This window comes from Streptomyces sp. NBC_01304 (genome assembly GCF_035975855.1).
Taxonomy (GTDB): Bacteria; Actinomycetota; Actinomycetes; order Streptomycetales; family Streptomycetaceae; genus Streptomyces.
In genome coordinates this window covers 9,877,523-9,894,232 of sequence record NZ_CP109055.1, presented here as the reverse complement: position 1 = coordinate 9,894,232, position 16,710 = coordinate 9,877,523, and the positions used below count along the sequence as shown (strand labels likewise).

17 protein-coding genes are annotated in these 16,710 nt (G+C 69.8%); 8 read left to right on the top strand and 9 right to left on the bottom strand.

From position 1 onward, the window contains the following. Positions 1-49: 49 nt before the first annotated feature. From OG430_RS44150 to OG430_RS44130, 5 genes are all read right to left on the bottom strand, one after another. Entirely contained in the window at positions 50-814 is a 765-nt protein-coding gene (locus OG430_RS44150) for a maleylpyruvate isomerase family mycothiol-dependent enzyme (RefSeq protein ID WP_327358313.1), read from the bottom strand. A gap of 198 nt (positions 815-1,012) precedes the next feature. Then, on the bottom strand, positions 1,013-1,285 hold the full coding sequence (locus tag OG430_RS44145; RefSeq protein WP_327358312.1) for a hypothetical protein: 273 nt from the start codon (positions 1,283-1,285) through the stop codon (positions 1,013-1,015). A 27-nt stretch (positions 1,286-1,312) separates the two neighbouring features. Continuing rightward, a complete protein-coding gene (locus OG430_RS44140; RefSeq protein ID WP_327358311.1) occupies positions 1,313-2,260 on the bottom strand; it encodes a hypothetical protein in 948 nt (315 codons plus the stop codon). A gap of 349 nt (positions 2,261-2,609) precedes the next feature. Continuing rightward, positions 2,610-2,978 carry a VOC family protein gene (locus OG430_RS44135; RefSeq protein ID WP_327358310.1) on the bottom strand — a complete coding sequence of 123 codons (369 nt, stop codon included), beginning with the start codon at positions 2,976-2,978 and terminating at the stop codon, positions 2,610-2,612. Positions 2,979-3,246: 268 nt separating this feature from the next. After that, positions 3,247-3,555, bottom strand: a complete 309-nt coding sequence (locus OG430_RS44130) for a hypothetical protein (protein ID WP_327358308.1) — start codon at positions 3,553-3,555, stop codon at positions 3,247-3,249. A 379-nt stretch (positions 3,556-3,934) separates the two neighbouring features. Between OG430_RS44130 and OG430_RS44125 the strand changes: the two genes are divergently transcribed. From OG430_RS44125 to OG430_RS44105, 5 genes are all read left to right on the top strand, one after another. After that, a complete protein-coding gene (locus OG430_RS44125; protein ID WP_327358307.1) occupies positions 3,935-4,213 on the top strand; it encodes a hypothetical protein in 279 nt (92 codons plus the stop codon). A 417-nt stretch (positions 4,214-4,630) separates the two neighbouring features. Next, positions 4,631-5,578: an aminoglycoside phosphotransferase family protein gene (locus OG430_RS44120; RefSeq protein WP_327358306.1), complete on the top strand. Its 948-nt coding sequence runs from the start codon at positions 4,631-4,633 to the stop codon at positions 5,576-5,578. After that, positions 5,575-6,042 (top strand): NUDIX domain-containing protein, encoded by a 468-nt coding sequence (locus OG430_RS44115; protein WP_327358305.1) that lies wholly within the window; start codon positions 5,575-5,577, stop codon positions 6,040-6,042. The genes OG430_RS44120 and OG430_RS44115 overlap by 4 nt, the downstream gene beginning before the upstream one ends. Before the next feature lie 23 nt (positions 6,043-6,065). After that, positions 6,066-8,030, top strand: coding sequence for an ABC transporter ATP-binding protein (locus tag OG430_RS44110; RefSeq protein ID WP_327359471.1), 1,965 nt, complete (start codon positions 6,066-6,068; stop codon positions 8,028-8,030). Between the two features lie 136 nt (positions 8,031-8,166). Next, positions 8,167-9,681, top strand: coding sequence for a methyltransferase domain-containing protein (locus OG430_RS44105; protein ID WP_327358304.1), 1,515 nt, complete (start codon positions 8,167-8,169; stop codon positions 9,679-9,681). Between the two features lie 159 nt (positions 9,682-9,840). On the opposite strand, the gene OG430_RS44100 is transcribed toward OG430_RS44105, so the two are convergent. Continuing rightward, entirely contained in the window at positions 9,841-10,641 is an 801-nt protein-coding gene (locus tag OG430_RS44100) for an ABC transporter ATP-binding protein (protein ID WP_327358303.1), read from the bottom strand. A gap of 2 nt (positions 10,642-10,643) precedes the next feature. Beyond that, a complete protein-coding gene (gene leuA / locus OG430_RS44095; protein ID WP_327358302.1) occupies positions 10,644-12,461 on the bottom strand; it encodes a 2-isopropylmalate synthase in 1,818 nt (605 codons plus the stop codon). Between the two features lie 191 nt (positions 12,462-12,652). Between leuA and OG430_RS44090 the strand changes: the two genes are divergently transcribed. Then, positions 12,653-13,342, top strand: a complete 690-nt coding sequence (locus OG430_RS44090; protein ID WP_327358301.1) for a FadR/GntR family transcriptional regulator — start codon at positions 12,653-12,655, stop codon at positions 13,340-13,342. Between the two features lie 32 nt (positions 13,343-13,374). On the opposite strand, the gene OG430_RS44085 is transcribed toward OG430_RS44090, so the two are convergent. Continuing rightward, positions 13,375-14,109 (bottom strand): SDR family oxidoreductase, encoded by a 735-nt coding sequence (locus OG430_RS44085; RefSeq protein ID WP_327358300.1) that lies wholly within the window; start codon positions 14,107-14,109, stop codon positions 13,375-13,377. Positions 14,110-14,343: 234 nt separating this feature from the next. Between OG430_RS44085 and OG430_RS44080 the strand changes: the two genes are divergently transcribed. After that, positions 14,344-15,030: a DUF899 domain-containing protein gene (locus OG430_RS44080; RefSeq protein WP_327358299.1), complete on the top strand. Its 687-nt coding sequence runs from the start codon at positions 14,344-14,346 to the stop codon at positions 15,028-15,030. A gap of 332 nt (positions 15,031-15,362) precedes the next feature. Here OG430_RS44080 and OG430_RS44075 read toward each other — a convergent pair whose 3' ends face one another. Then, positions 15,363-15,536, bottom strand: a complete 174-nt coding sequence (locus tag OG430_RS44075; RefSeq protein WP_327358298.1) for a hypothetical protein — start codon at positions 15,534-15,536, stop codon at positions 15,363-15,365. On the opposite strand from OG430_RS44075, the gene OG430_RS44070 reads away from it, so the two are divergent. Then, positions 15,508-16,635, top strand: a complete 1,128-nt coding sequence (locus tag OG430_RS44070) for an MFS transporter (RefSeq protein ID WP_327358297.1) — start codon at positions 15,508-15,510, stop codon at positions 16,633-16,635. The two genes, OG430_RS44075 and OG430_RS44070, sit on opposite strands and share 29 nt — an antisense overlap. Positions 16,636-16,710 lie beyond the last annotated feature (75 nt).

The window sequence follows — 16,710 nt, the reverse complement described above, 5'->3', positions numbered from 1 at the left end:
CGCGGCCGACGTGCGGCCGGTGTTCGCCGGGGAGTTGTGCGTCAGCAGTTCACTGGCTCGCCACGACGATGCAGCGCCGCAGCTCCTCGATCGCCTCGGCGGCGCCCACCACCGTCACGCCGGACGGCTCGCCTGCCGCTTCCCGGTTCCACGCCCAGCGCAGCACGTCCGCCGGCGAGCCGCTCACCGTCACGTCCGGGGCTGCGTCGCCGGGCCCGTCCTCGACGGTGAACAGGCCCGGGCCTGTGCGTATCCGCCACGCCGCTTCGGCGGCACGGATCGTGTACGTACGGCCGGGCGACGCTCCCAGAATGTCGGTGAAGTAGTCGCCCCACTCGGCGACGCTGTACGCCACGAAGACCTTGAACAGCTCGTCGATGCCGTCGACGGCGAGATCGGCCGGCACCGGCGCGACCGGCTCCCCGGTGCCGAGCTCCGCGTCGATCCGGTGGATGACCGTCTCCTGGGCCATCCGCCGGATCCAGAACCCGACGGTCGGGTCCGGGGTGTACCAGGACCCGGCCGGGTCCTGCGGTTTGCGGGCAGCGAACTCCGCGATCAGCCCGGCGTACGTACGGTCGAGCAGCGCGAGCGGTTCCTCGTCCGCCAGTTCCCGCGGCGGCCACGGGTCGGGCTCGGCGCCGTCGCGCATCGACAGGGTCTTGTGCAGATACACCTGGCCCACGTGGCGGGCCAGGTCGCCGACGGTCCAGCCAGGACAACTCGGCACCGGGGCCGTGAGGTTCGTGGCGGCGACGGCCCGCAGGCGGGCGAAGTCTGCGGCGAGGCAGTCGAGGTGGCGCGAGTTCTCCATGCCGCAGAGTTCAGCACGTGCGACCGGTCATCGTCTCCCCGATTTGGCGTACGTTTCCCGAAGCGCGGCCACGCAACAACGCCGAATTACCCGCCCTGCGGCACGCGACCGGACGGTCGGCACCTTCGTACGGCAAGGCACCGACCGTCCATCACACGGGAGTTGCCGACGGAAGTCGTCAGTCGGCGTGCGGTGCGGTCACCGCTCCGACCGGGACGTCACGGCGTACCGAAGGGCGTGCGCTCCGGTGGCCGCACCCGTGAGCCACAGCGCGGCGCTCGACCAGGCCGCGGCCGGCTCCGCGTGCTGCGTCACGGCGAGGATGCCCACGACGACCGCGGCGACGGCCCCGATGCCCAGCGCGACCGGGTCGCGCCGCAGCGGCAGAACCGGCCGCCCCGCCACCATGAGGGCGAGGGCCGAGAGGAGGACCGCTGCGGCTCCGGAGTACACGAACCACATACCGTTCATTGCCAAGTGCCTTTCCGCGCCGAGCGGTTACTTGCAGTATCCGCCGGAGTACTGGTCGGGCAGGAACAGACCTGCCGCAAACTTGATCTTGATGCACCGCTTGGCGTTCTTCGCCTTGACGGCCGTCGTCGTGATGGCGGCGGCGTGCGCGGAGACGTACACGTTCAGGCCGGGCGGCAGGGCCCAGGTGCCCATGGCCGCGAGCGCACCGTTGTCCGCGATCTTCTTGGTCTCGCCCTTGCTGAAGTACGCGGTACCGGTCACGATCCCCCAGGTGAACTTGGGGTCGGCAACGACCGGGAAGGCCGTGCCTTCGTTCGCCTCGACGGTCTGGACGATGCCGTCCCCGTCGAGGCGGTAACTCGTCTCCACGGGCTTGCCGTTGGCGTCCTTGGCCCAGGGCGCCTCGACGGTGCCGACGGTGACGCGCACGCCCTCGTCGACCTCCCGGGTGATCTCGTAGCCCCCGCGGCCGTCCTCGGACAGGTCGGCGCCGTCGGGCAGGTGGACGGTGAAGCGGTGGGTGGTGGGGGCGGCCTGGTCCTTGAGGGTGACCAGGGTGCGCGCACCGCCGTCGACGGTGGGCTGGATCGCGAGGTCGGTGGACCGGCCCGCGTCGGGGTAGACGACGGTGCCCGAACCCGCCTTGACCGCCCGCACGCCGTCCGTCACCGGGAGACCGAAGCCGAGCCGGGAGCCGTCCTTCGCGCCGGCCGTCAAAGTGCCGTCGGCCTGCTCCGGGGCAGTGACGGTCACGGCGCCACCGGGCGTCTGGATCACGGACTTCGCAGGGGTGCCGGCCGCCGGGGCCGAGGGTGCTATGTCCCCGGTGCCGGTGGCCCTCTCGACGATGTCAGCGGCCGCGGCGGCGGATCCACCGTCGGCGGGGGCCGCGGAGGCCCCGGTGGTGGCGAGGCCGAGGGTGAGGCCGGCCATGGCGGTCGCGGTGGCGATCCGGATGGTCTTGTGGTGCACGTAAACTCTTCCCTTGCGTGATACGCCAGGGGGTTGAGGCACTCATCGACGCGGCACGGCCGGAGGCGTGGAAACTTACGGCCCCCCGTCGGCCTCTTCCCCCTGTATGAACTCTCCTCATTCCGACGCCGGTTGATCACCCCGGGCCGGATGTATGGGACGTTATCGGACTGATCCACTTCTGTTCAAAGTTGAACCCTGTGTCCATGATCACCATTGATGGTGGTTTCGTTCCGCTTGCTCACGCTTCGGAATGACGGTTACGCAGCGTCAATTGCCTTCGATCCAGCGACAGAGCGGCAACCGCACGGCTCGCGCCGCACGCGCCGATGACGGCCCCGGCACGGCGTCACCGGACCGGGATCGGCTGAGTGAGGTTCACCGGATTGCCGTCGGGGTCCTGGATGTGGGCGACGCGCTGTCCCCACGGCATGTCGTTGGCGCCGCCGCCGACCGAGCCGCCCAGCGCCTCCACCCGGCCGAGCGTCTCGTCGACGTCGTCGACACCGATGCTGAGCAGGATCCGCGACACCGCCCCGGTCCCCGCGTCCGCCTTGGCCACCAGCCCGAGATCGGTGTCACCGATGCGCAAGCCGACGTAGAAGGCCGGGCCTTCCTCCGGCACCCGGAAGATCTCCTCCGCGCCGAACAATTTCGTGTAGAAGCCGAGCAGAACGTCGTGGTCGGCGGTCACGATCACTGGCTGGATGGTGGACATGGCACTCCTGTCGCGAACGGTCGTGTCGCTGGGTAGACCGGTCGAGGACGGTGAACTCATCGGCAGGACCACGCCGCCGGACGAATTGAAGCGGCGAGGAGAGCAAGTGGCCCATCCGATCAGGGCTGTTGATGTCCATCCGCTGGCGGCCCTGACCAGCTCTGTCGTCGTCTCCATCGGCGTATTGCCCTGTGCACGGTCAGCTCGCTCCATGATCCCCAGCGATGGGTGCTTCCAGCGGCCCCTACGTCGATCATGTGGCGCGTGATCACCCGGGCAGATCCTCGGTGACGCGCTCGCCCGTCACCTTCAGCCGAAGCTCAGCGCGTCGAGCCAACACGACACAGACCCCGGAGCCGGCCACGGCAGCAATCATGACCGCGTGCCACCACAGTTCAATCACGCGCACCACCGTGCCGTCTTTAAGAACACACGTCGCGTGCGGAGGGAACCAGCCTTCCTCCCAGCGGCCTGCGATCGGCCTCGCCGAATCGTCCGACAGCGTGCCGAGGGCACACATCTCGTCCATTTCGCTGGGGATCATCAAAGCGAGAGCGGCCAAGGCGTAGAAAACCATTGCGGCAACGAACAACAGTCCCGCGGCCGTCCACAGCCGGACTATCCGTCTCTCCACTGCACGACTCATTGACACCCCATCCCGCAGCCCGGATCGCTGCGCCGCCAGGTCAAGTTCCGCCGCCCCGAGTGAGAAGCTACATCGCCATGTACATGAGATGCTCCGGGTCTGGAGTGACGCTGTGGAATGGACAACTCTCGTTGCCACGCTGCTGGGTGCCGCGATCGCGATGAGCACCGCGCTCTTCGTGGAGATCCGTAAGGACCGGCGCGACACCGAGTCCGAGTGACTGAGAACGCGACGTGAGATATACGCCGACTACCTCACCGTGCTCTCCCAGGCGAGGTGGGAGCTCTCAGGGGTCGCGGGCAACCGCGACTTGGCAGACGCAGCTCGCCGCGCTGCGGCCAATGAGATCTTCGCGCGCTGCTACCAGATACGGCACCGCCTCGAGCTCTACTCCCCCGGCAGCGTGTCAGGGCCGGCGCTGACCTACTTCCGCACCCTTCGCGCCTTCCGCAACGCCATCCGCGACGGGCTGCGTGACGACGAACCCGACTCCGACCGTTACGACGCCCATGTGCGGGCGGCCAAAGAAGAGTTCGGACGGTGTCGCGATGCGATGCGGGCCGACATCAATCCGCATGGACCATCCTGAATCCGACGTCGGCCCTCGCCGGCAACCGGCGCACTCACCCACCCTCACCGCGTTCACCGCGTTCGCTGCCCCGTCTCCGCAATCCCCCATTGGGCGTACCCAAACCCACATGAGTGATCGAACGCAGCATCACGGCACGGCACCCGCAGCCACATCAAGGGCCACCGCCCTATTCGAAATCCGGTTCTAGATTTCGCCCCCGCGCACCCGTGACGGTGACAGGAAAGACCCCGTTACCCGATCACCTGTCCGCATCGCGCCCCGAGGAGCACCACACATGTACCGCTTGCATCGCCCTGCGCTCGTTCATCCTGCGTTCGAAAATGTCGCTCCTCGCTCGCGTACCTCCGCTCGCCCTGCTCACGTCTGCACCGGGTTCTTCGCCGACGGGTCCCGACCGGATACGAGGTACCTGGCATGACCGAATTCGGGAGCCTTCCCTCGCCACTGGACCGCTGGGTGGCATCGGTCCTGGGGCCGATCCACGTCGTACGCGATGCCTCCCACGCGCGGACGAACTCACAGGTATGGGAGGTGGGAAACCGCACCGTCCGCCACTTCGTGAAGGTGGCGCCTCAACCGGTCCTCTACACCCGCGAAACGCGCGCCTACCGCGAGGCCGTCCCCCGACTCGGCTACGCCAACGCCCCCTCTCTACGGGAGAGTTCGGCCGATCACCTCGCCCTGATCCTCACCGCCGTGGACGGGGAACCCCTCGACAACGAGACCTCAGACGAGATCTCGCCCGCCCGCCGCCGTGCCGCCCACGAACAGGCCGGCCGACTCCTGCGCCGCTTGCACGACGCGCTGCCCCACCACCGGGCCGAAGCCGACCCCGACCCCGTTCCCGGCACCAGCACCAGCACCGGCACCAGCACCAGCACCAGCACCAGCACCGTGAACGCCGCCGAGGCCACGGTCAGCAGCCTCGAGCAGCACATCACCGCAGCCGGCACCCAGCTCCCCACCCCCGAAGCGGACCTGCTCCGCCGCATCGTCAGCACCCTCCCCACCCTGGGCCCGCTCCCCGCCGGGCTTCGCCACGGTGACTTCCGGGAGCGCAACATGCTCTGGAACGGACATCGTTGTGCGCTGATCGATTTCGAGCGCAGCACCCCCGGGCCGCTCGCGGCCGACTTCGTGCACCTCGCCACCGACGTATGGCCGGAGCACCCCGAACTGCGGGCCGCGCTGTTCGCCGGATATGGACGCCGCCTCACCGCCCGCGAGGAACAGGCACTCCTGGCGTTCACCGCGGCGGACGCGGCCGGCGCCCTCGCCCACGGCCCGCGTCTCGGCGACGCGTGCGTGACGGCTCGCGGGCGGCGCACCGTTCAGCGGCTGACCGAGGAGGGGAGGCGATGAGCATGGACCCTCACCTGCTGATCGCGGACGTCGCCCAGGTTCTGCTGCGCCCGAGCGGAGCCGCGCTGTGCGTACGCCGCAAGCCCGATGCGGAGCTTGCGCCGGGGCAGTTGACCGTAGTGGGCGGCCACCTCCAGGCCGGCGAACCACTTGACCGCGCCGCACGGCGTGAGGCGCAAGAGGAGACCGGGGTCCATATCCGGGCCGACCAGCAGGAGTTCTGCGGGCTCGTCCATCACCACACCCTTGAGGGAAGGGACCGGATCACCGCCGTGTTCGTGGCGCAGTCCTGGACCGGTGAGCCGTACAACGCCGAACCGCACAAGCACGAAGGGTTGTTCTGGGTGTCGATGGAGAAGCCGCCACGGGACTGCCACCCGTACACCGCCGCCATCTTCCAGATGCTCATCGAAGGCCCTTCGTACCGGGCGCTGAACTGGCCGAGTGTCGGAGGCGCCCTGTGAAGAGGTTCTTCGGACGGGTGCGGATGGCCGAACCCCAGATCTCCGACGCCGAACGGGAGTTGTTCGGCGGACCGCTGCGGTACGACATGGGCTGGTCCCAACACGAGCACGCCACCCTCGACTTGACCATGATGTCCGCGCTGCGCTCGATGCCGAGCCTGGTCGGCGCGACCTTGCGCATCGCGTGGACGGCCGACCGCCGCGCCCTCGTCGCGGTCACGGTCAGCGAGATCGGTCAGGGCATCGCCGCGGCCGTCGGCCTGCTCGCCATCAACGCCGTGATGCACGCCCTGCTCGGCGGAACCGGCAGCACGGCCCAGCGGCTGCACGACCTGCTGCCCGGTCTGCTCGCCGTCGGCGCCGTCGCCGTCGTCAACTCCGCCCTGGCCGCGTGGTCGACCGCCCGGGCCGGGCGTCTGGAGCCGCTCGTCGAGCGGATCGCGACCACGCAGTATCTGGCCGCTGCCGTCTCCGTCGAGCTGGAGGCCATCGACGACCCCGACTTCCGCAGGCTCGTCGACATCGCCCAGTACGGGCCGACCTCCGCCCGCCGCATGATCGGGGCCTGTGTCGCCGCGCTGAACGGGACCATCTCGTTGATCACCACGGCCGGTGTGCTCACCGTGCTGCACCCGGCCCTGCTGCCGCTGCTGCTCCTGATCGCCGCCCCGCGCGGCTGGGGCGCCATGCGGGTGGCACAGGAACGGTACGTGTCGGTGATGAGCTGGGTCGAGCATGTGCGGGCCAGTCGCCTGATCGGCAACCTGCTCACCGAGCGCTCCGCCGCCCAGGAAGTGCGCCTGCACGCCGTCGGCAGCTTCCTGCTCGGCCGCTACCGGCGGATGGCCGAGAGCGCCGAGGCCGAACAGGAACGGCTTGCCTCCAGCAAGGCCCTGACCGAGTGGGTCGCCGCCGCACTGTCCGGACTGGCCATGGCAGCAACGTACGGAACCATGTTCTTGCTGATCATGAGCGGGCACATGAGCCTCGCCGTGGCCGGCACCGCGGTCATCGCCGTCCGCTCCGGCTCGGCCGGCCTGGGCGCCCTGGTGATGAATGTGAACCAGCTGCACGAGGAGTCCCTGTACGTACGCGATCACGGACGCTTCCTCGCCCAGGCGGCCCGGCGGGCCATCCCCGAGGGCGGAGCCCAAGTCCCCGGTCGGCTCGACCGGATCGTCCTTGACCAGGTCACCTACCGCTACCCCGACCGCGACCGCCCGGCTCTGGACGACGTGTCGCTCACGCTGGCGATGGGCTCGGTCACCGCCGTGGTCGGTGAGAACGGCTCCGGCAAGAGCACCCTGATGAAGGTCCTCTCGGGCCTGCTGCTGCCCCAGAGCGGGACCATGCGATGGGGCGACGAGGACGTCGCGGGCCTGGACCGCGCCCAGGTCTTCGAGCGCGTCACGCTGCTCACCCAGGACTTCCAACGCTGGCCCGTGACCGCCGCGATGAACATCCGGCTCGGCCGGCCCTCGCACGCCCCCTCGGCCAAGGACCTGGAGGCGTCCGTCGACTACGCCGGAGCCGGCCCGGTCATCGCCCAACTCACCGACGGCTTGCGGAGCTTGCTGGCCCGCATGTTCCGCGGAGCCGTGGAACTCTCCGGCGGTGAATGGCAGAAGGTCGGACTGGCCCGCACCCACTGGCGCAGCACCACCTCGCAGGCGGACAGCATCCTCATCGTGGACGAGCCCACCTCCGCGCTCGACCCGGAGGCCGAGATCGAGGCGTTCAATCGGATCCGCCAACTCGCCGCCCCCAACCGGGCCGTGGTGCTCGTCACCCACCGCATGTCCGGCGTCCGGCACGCCGACCGCATCTACGTCCTCACCCGGGGTCGCCTCGCCGAGCACGGCACCCACGACGACCTCATGGCCGCCCGCGGGCGCTACGCCGCGATGTTCACCGCTCAGGCCGCGCAGTACGCCCCCACTCCGGGCATTCCCCGTCCCGCGTCCCCCACCATGGCGGACCCCGCGTGACCTCGCCGGAAGAGGGTCGTGAGGTATGCCCGCACTGCTGCGGAGACCATCCCTGCTCCTGCTCGCGCCACGCCCCGACCACCCCTCACCTCTGCCTGTACGAGGCAACCGCTACCGGGAAGGACGTGCCCCTGCCATGGTCACCACGCAGGACGACTGGGACCGCGGCTACGCCGACGGCCACCGCTACCGCCCGCTCGGCGACGACGAACGGTCGCTGCTGGCCACGCATGTGCCGCCGCCTGTCGAAGGACGGGCCCTCGACGTCGGCTGCGGGGTGGGGGAACTCGCCGCCCATCTGTCCACGCTCGGCTACACGGTGGACGCCGTCGACTGGTCCGAGACCGCTCTGGCCGAGGCCGCTGCCGAGCACGGCACGACCGTCCGGTGGCTGCGCTGCGACGTCGGAAGCGAGGACTTCGAGCCGCCGCACGCCGACGGCTACGACTTGATCACCCTGCGGTTCGTCTACCCCTTCCTCCACCACCGCGATCAGACGGTGCACGCGCTGGGGCGTCGCCTACGCCCCGGTGGCGCCCTCGTGATCATCACGCCGCTCGCCGCCGACACCCCGGCCGAACGGCGCGAGATCGCACTCGACGAGGACGAACTCGCCCAGCTCCAGGACCGCTGGGCGAAGGCCGAGCGCCACGACACCGAAGGGCTGGCCTTCGTGGTCCTGCGGGGCCCGCACCGGTCCGGGCCCACACCACGGACCGGCCGCTCGACCGCCGGTTCACGACCCGTGCCGGCCGATACGTACGCCGTCCCCCGGCACCTTGACTCCACCTCGGCCAACGCGCCCCGGCAGCACCGCTTCAACCTGCTCACGCACTACTACGACCAGGTGGAGTCGGGACGCAAGACGATCGAAGTGCGCGTCGCCAACAGGAAGAAGAGTGACGTCGGAGTCGGGGACACGATCGTCTTCCGGGACCACTACCAGGGCGGCGGTCGCGAACTCGACGTCGTTGTCCAGCAGATCACCGCGTACGCCTCCTTCGACGACCTTCTCGACGTGGAGGATCCTGCACGCGTCGACCCTGACGCCTCCCGCGCCGAGCAACTCGTCAGCCTCCGGCGCATCTACCCGCCGGACAAGGAGGCCCTCGGCGTCCTGGCGTTCGCATTCGATCACCGGGCCGGGCGGCGCGGCCGGCCCCTCCCGATGGCACCCGCCGAGTACGTGCAGACCGTGCCCCATCACACGGTGTACGGCTGCCTGTATATCCGCGACGAGCACGACCGGCCGGTGCAGTTGCGCTCGGTGTACGGCAACCGCCTGTGGCAGTTCCCCGGCGGCAACACCGACGTCGTCGGCGAGGATCCCTTGGACACAGCGCGCCGCGAAGCAGTCGAGGAGACCGGACTCGAACTCGGCCACGGCACACCGCGCCTGCTGCTGACGCACTACCTGCATCCCGGGCCCCGCGTACCCCTGGGCAAGATCGGCTTCATCTTCGACGGCGGCCGCCTCACCGCCGAACAGCTGAGCCGGATCCGCCTCGATCCGTCCGAGCACGACCTCTGGGCCATCCACGACCTCAGCGAGTGGCGGCGACTGATGGGCGAGGCGGCCTTCGCCCGCTTGGACGCCGTCGAGCGAGCACGTCGCGGCCGAGGCCCGCGCTACTTCGTGACCGGCCAATAGCCCCGGCATGCGGGGGCCAATCCACTTACCGGCAAAGGGAGTTCTCGTGTCCGCCGAAGACCCCGACGCCGCCCGCTGGACCCGTCTACGGCCAACGTCAGCTGAACCGTGAGTTCATGCTCGCCCGGTGACCTCGGGACCTGCCTGAGGCCGGCCACCTCACAGCCGGCCCGGGCGCCCCGTCCGTACGCTCCAGCGCCCTTCGCTTCGGGCGACCCGGATCGGGTGGTCGAAGCACTTGCCCAGCTGGTCGTCGGTCAGCACCGTCTCGACGGGGCCCGCGGCCAGGGCGCGCCCGTCGCGCAGCAGCAGCGCGTGGGTCGTCCCGGGCGGCAGTTCCTCGAGGTGATGGGTGACCAGCACCGATGACAGCTGCGGGTAGGCGTGTTGGAGCAGGTCCATCCGGTCGACGAGCTGTTCCCGGCCTGGCACGTCCAGGCCCGTCGCCGGTTCGTCGAGGAGCAGCAGGCGTGGACGCGGCATGAGCGCTCGTGCGATGAGGGCCCGGCCTCGCTCTCCCTGCGAAAGGGTCGGCCAGCGTGCCTCGCGCCGCTCGCCCAGGCCCAGCAAGGTGATCAAGTGCCCGGCCCGTGCGGTCTGTTCGGCCGTGGGATGCCATCGGGGGACCGGCTCGACGGTGTTCGTCGCGCCGGTGAGGACGACGTCGCGGACGCGCAGGGGCGAGCGGAGCGGGTGACGCGGGTCCACATGGCCGACGTACGACCGGAGTTGGCGCATGTCGACCCGGCCGAGCTCGTGTCCCAGGACCCGTACGGTGCCGTGCGTGGGGTGGGCGAGCGCGCCGAGCAGGCCGAGGAGCGTGCTCTTGCCCGCCCCGTTGGCGCCGAGCAATGCCCAATGCTCCCCGGGGCGGACTGTCAGCGACACTTCCTGGAGGATCGGACGGCCCGTACGGATGACGCTCACCCGGTCGGCGTGTGCCACTGCGTTCGCGGGCACGGTCAGGCCTGCCGGGCACGGTTGACGGCTGCCAGGACGGCCTGGACCGAGGCCGCGAGGATGGAGGTGTCGAGCCCGGCGCCCCACCAAGTGGCCCCGTCCACACGGCATTCGGCGTAGGCGGCGGCCGGACTGCCCGGGCCGGTGCGGGTGGAGTGCTCGGCGTAGGTGACGATGTCGAGCGCGATGCCCGCCGTGCGGAGCGCGTCCGTGAGCGCCGCGAGTGGGCCGTTGCCGGTGCCCCGGTGGGCGCTCTGCCGGCCGTCGGCATTCAGGGTGCAGCTGAACTCGTGTACGCCGGGGGCGGTTTCGCCGGTGCTCCAGGCCGTCAGGGTCAGCGGGCCGCCCCCGGAGGGCGCGATGTACGTCGCGTGGAAGAGCTCCCACAGGTCCTTGTGCGTCAGCTCCTGCCCGCCGGCGTCGGCGGAGTGCTGCACCGTGCGGGAGAAGTCGGGTCGCATCGTGGCAGGCAGGTCCAGGCCGTGGTGTGTCTGCAGGAGGTGCGCCATCCCGCCCTTGCCGGACTGGGAGTTGACGCGGATGACCTCCTCGTACGTACGGCCGATGTCCGCCGGGTCGATGGGCAGGTACGGCACCTCCCACGGAGCCTGCCCGGGCGGTACGTCCGCTGCGGCGGCCCGCTCGGTGTGGTGGGCCAGGCCCTTGGAGATCGCGTCCTGATGGGTTCCGGAGAACGCCGTGTGGACGAGGTCGCCGGCGTAGGGGTGGCGCGGGTGGACCGGCAGCCGGTTGCAGCGCTCGACCACCTCGCGTACGGCGTCGATGTCCGAGAAGTCGATCATCGGGTTGACGCCCTGTGCGTACAGGTTGAGGGCCAGCGTGACCAGGTCCACGTTGCCGGTCCGCTCGCCGTTGCCGAACAGGCAGCCCTCGACGCGCTGCGCCCCGGCCAGGACGGCGAGTTCGGCGCAGGCGACGCCGGTGCCGCGGTCGTTGTGCGGGTGGACGGAGAGGATGACGGCGTCACGCCGGGCCAGGTGGCGGTGCATGTACTCGATCTGGTCCGCGTACACATTGGGGGTGGCGATCTCCACCGTGGCCGGCAGGTTGTGCACGACGGGCCGGTCCGGGCTCGCCTCCCACAGGTCGGTGATGCTGTTGCAGACGTCGAGCACGAAGTCGGGCTCGGTGAGGTTGAAGACCTCGGGCGAGAACTCGAAGCGGATGTCGGCGCCGGGACGTTCCTCGGCGCGCCGCACCAAGTGCGTGGCGGCGTCGAGGATCAGGCGGTGCAGCTCGCCGCGGGAACGGCCCAGGACGACATCGCGCCAGGTGGGGGCGGTGGCGGTGTAGAGGTGGACCAGCGTGCGGGGCAGCCCCTCGATCGAGTCCATGGTCCGGTCGATCAGATCCTGGCGGGCCGCGGTGAAGACCGAGACGGTCACGTCGTCGGGCACCGCGCCGCTCTCGGCGAGGTGGCGTACGAAGTCGAAGTCGGTCCGGCTGGCGGAGGGGTAGCCGACCTCGATCTCCTTGAAGCCCATGGTGACCAGGAGGTCGAACATCCGGCGCTTGCGCGCGGTGTCCATGGGCTCGGCCAGCGCCTGGTTGCCGTCGCGCAGGTCGACGGGGACCCACAGCGGAGCCTGCTCGAGGCGGTTCTCCGGCCAGGTCCGGTCGGTCAAGGGCAGGGCGACCCGGTCGTGCGCGGGCCGGTAGCGGTGGTGCGGCATGGCGCTGGGGCGTTGCGGATTCCACTGGGGCGCCGTGGCGGGGACGGCACCGGACGGAGTGCGCAGGGTGGGAAACGCCGCCGCAGCCGGAGAAGTTGGAGATGTCGGAGATGCTGGAGAAGTCATGAGCGGTACAACCTTCAGTCGTCCGTACGACGACCGGCGCAGCACGGCACCCGCTGCGGGGTGCCGGTCCGGTCAAGCCCCGCAGCGGCAGCCGAGAAGAAGCTGACGTGGCGACATGCCGGTACAGTAACCACAGCTCAGGTCCTCAGACAACCTGAGAAGTAAAGAAGAAGCGAAGAAGGTGTACGTCGATGCCACTGGGCTCCTTGCGGCCAACTCCCCTGGTTGAGCAGGCCGTTGACCGTCTGCGCGAGCAGATCACCCACGGCGAATGGGCCGTCGGCACCAAGCTCCCCGGTGAGAACCAGCTCGCCCAGATCCTCGGCGTGGGGCGTTCCACGGTCCGCGAGGCGCTGCGGGCGCTGGCCGAGGCCGGTCTCGTACGGGCGCGGCAGGGAGCCGGCGTGTTCGTCATCGCGACCAAGCCCAAGGAGAGTTGGTCCGCCGAGCTCCGTCAGGCGGCGGTCGCCGACGTCTACGAAGTGCGGATGATCGTCGAGGTCGAGGCCGCCCGCCTGGCGGCTCAGCGCCGCACGGACGAGGATCTCCCGGTGCTGGGCGCGGCCCTGAAGGCGCGCCGGGCGGCGGGCGCCGGCAGCACACCGGACTTCGTCGACGCCGACATCGCGCTGCATGCCGCGGTGGTCGGCGCGGCCCACAACCCGGTCCTCACCTCGTTGTTCACCGAGTTCGTGCCGGTACTGCGCGAGGGCCTGATCGACCTGGTGGAGCTGCTCGACCTGCGCGCAGGCGACCCCCAGCACGGCGACGACGGGCACGCCCTGCTCGTGGACAGTGTCGTCCGGGGCGATGCGGAGACGGCCGGACACACGATGCGTGACGAGCTCACGCAGACCCTGGCCCGGCTGCGCTCCCTCTGACGCGGCAGCTGAGCGGACGTCCACACCGGCATCTACCCCTGCATCTGCTCGAAGTGGAAGGAGCGGATGAAGCAGTCTCTCGGCTGGCCGATCGCGAACAGGACGCAGTCGAGCACGGATTGGGCGGTCAGCGGGTCGCCTGCGGTCCGGGAAGTCTGGTCCCAGGTGGGGTGGAGCGGGTCGCCGTCCATGAAGTCCGGCGGGTAGAGCGAGATGACGCGGATGCCCTCGGGGCGGAGCCGGTGGGAGAGGATGTCGGCGAAGCCGGCCTGGGCGGCCTTGGCCGCGTAGAACGCGGCGTGTGCCTGGGAGCGGTGGTTCCGGGCTTCCGCGGCCGAGGAGACCAGGTTGACGACGTCCGCCCCGGCAGAGGCGCGGAGCAGCGGCAGGAAGTGCTTGACCGTCAGCAGTGTGCCGGTGGCTCCGGAAGCGATGGTGTCGGCGATCGCGTCGTCGTCGGCGTCCCACAGGTCGGGACCTTCCAGGTAGCGGGCGCCATTGTTGATCAGCACGTCCACGCGGTCGGTGTGGGCGGTGACTCCCTCCGCGAAGGCCCGTATGGAGGCCGGGTCGGACAGATCGCAGGCGAATGCTTCGGTTTTCGCCCCGCAATCGGTCGCCACCTCATCGGCGACTCCCTGTGCTGCGGCCGGCGACCGCGCGGACACGAAAACGCGCGCACCCAGCCGACCTGCCTGCAAGGCCGCCGCTCGCCCGAACCCACGCCCTGCTCCGGTGACCACCACCGTGCGCCCGGTGAGATCCACGCGCACACCTCCTTCTGCTGCTCGTGACCGGTGTTGATCACCGTCGTGAGCGTAGCCGTGCTGTCCGGCGTGCTGCCCCTCAGCCGAAGGCCGACGCACGACGCTGGGAGCTCGAAGCTCGAAGTACGAGCAGGGACAGCCACGACCCGACGGAGTTGGCCGCAGAGCGATGAGTTCGACGAAAGCGCACGGTCTACACGTACACGCCGTAAACCGTGCACCAAGGAGGACCTCATGACCGCCAAGGCGCTACCGCCCGTCGTCGATGCCAAGACCTGGCAGGGCGAACTCGACGACCTGCGCGCCCGGGAGAAGGCCGCGACCCGGGAACTCGACGCGATCGCCGCCCAACGCCGCCGCCTGCCAATGGTCGAGATGCCCGAGTACACCCTCGAGGGCGAAGAAGGACCGGTACGGCTGGCCGACCTCTTCGGCGACAAGCCCCAGTTGATCGTCTACAACCACATGTGGTTTCCCGGCAAGGAGTGGCAGTGCCCGGGCTGCACCGGCTTCACCTCGCAGTTCACCCGGCTGGATTTCCTGCAGGTCTACGACGCACGGTTCGTCATCGTCACCCAGGGCCCCCTCGACGAAGCCATCGCGTACAAGCAGCGCGTCGGGAACAAGATGACCTGGTACTCCACCGCGAACAGTCCGTTCGGCACCGACGTGGACGCACCGCCCGGCGGCGGATTCGCGGTCAACGTCTTCCTGCGCGACGGCGACACCGTCTACCGCACCTGGCACACCAACGGCCGGGGCACCGAGCAGCTCAGTCACAGCTTCGCGCTGATCGACCTGCTGCCGTACGGGCGGCAGGAGGAGTGGCAGGACTCCCCCGAGGGCTGGCCGCAGTCACCCACCTACAGCCGGTGGGCCGGCTCCGAGGACATCGCCGGGCTCTACGGACCGGGTGCGTGAGGCAACGCCGACAAGACCAGCCCCGAGGGACATCGCCCGACCCGGGCGGCCGGCCGGCCCCGGCATCCGTAAGCGGCGGATCTCGGGGCCTGGTCATCGCAGCACTGCGGTCGTGGTCGGCGAGGCCGCCTCACCTCTGACAGAACGCCGCGCTCCCGGGGCGCCCGGGGCTGACGCCGCCGATCGTGATGTTGCCGTCCCCCGGCGCGGCTCGCAGCCGCTCGATCTCCTCCGCCACCCGCCGCAGGGACTTAGAACTCAGGGTTACGTCGCATGCCTGCCAGCCGTAACTCAGCCATGCCTGCTGAACTCGTCACACAGCGAAAGGCCCTTCAGAGGACGGACTTCATGGCGGAATTCATGGCCCCGACAACCACTGCCGCCGCCCGCACCGGCGGAAGCGGATTACCGACCCGATCGTCATCGTCATCGCCATCGCCATCGCCACTGCTCGGCTGGCCGGCCGTCGTGTCGGTGATGCTGGGGATCTTCTCGATCGTGACCACCGAGATCCTGCCGATCGGCCTGCTCACCTCGATCGGGTCCAGCTTCACCATCTCGGACGGGATGGCAGGCCTGATGATGACAATGCCCGGGTTCCTCGCGGCGATCTCGGCGCCTCTTGTCACCATCGCGACCGCACGCATCGACCGGCGGCTGATGCTGTGCGTATTCATGGCCCTGCTGGCCCTGGCCAATCTTCTGGCCGCGGTTGCCCCCGACTACTGGCTCGTACTGGTCTCCCGGGTCATGGTGGGCGTCACCATCGGCGGCTTCTGGTCGATCGGAGCCGGGCTGGCCGAACGCCTGGTCCCCGCAGAGTCCGTCGGGCGCGCCACGGCGGTGATCTTCTCGGCCGTCCCCCTGGGCTCCGTGCTCGGTGTACCGGCCGGCACCCTGATCGGAGACGTCGCAGGCTGGCGTATGGCGTTCGTCGTCATGGGCGCCCTCAGCGTCGGCGTGCTGATCATGCTGCTGATGGTGGTACCGCCGCTGCCCTCCGTCCGGGCCACCCGTCCGGATGTGTTGCGCGGCATGTTCCGCAGCGTGAGCACCCGCTTCGCGCTGGTCCTCACCTTCCTCATCGTCCTGGCCCACTTCGGGACCTACACCTATGTGACCCCCTTCCTCGAGAAGGTCACCCACGCGAGCGCCCCATTGATCACTGTTCTCCTCCTGGTCTACGGAGCGGCGGGAATCGCGGGCAACTTCCTGGGCGGCGCCATGGTCGCCCGCAGGCCCCGTCTGACGTTCGGCCTCGCCGCCGGCCTGATCGCCACAGCCACCCTTCTGCTGCCCGTACTCGGCCGGGGGAAGATCGGCGCGGCCGCCCTGCTGATCATCTGGGGCGTCGCCTATGGGGCAGTGCCGGTCTCGTCCCAGACGTGGTTCGCCAAGGCCGCCCCCGGCTCGCCCGAGGCCGCCTCCGTCCTGTTCACCGCTTCCTTCCAGGCAACGATCTCGTTCGGCGCGCTGGCAGGCGGGGTTGTCGTCGACCGCACCTCCCCGTCGGCCGTCATGACGCTCGGCGGGATCACGGCCATCCTCATGGTCATGGCTGTACTGGTCCACTTCGCGCGACGTCCGACCTGGGCGGAGTCGTGACGCGCCGCCCATTCGCCGCCCCCTCCCCACCCGACCTGCGGACGACAACCAAAGCTGTCATACGCAGGTTTGACA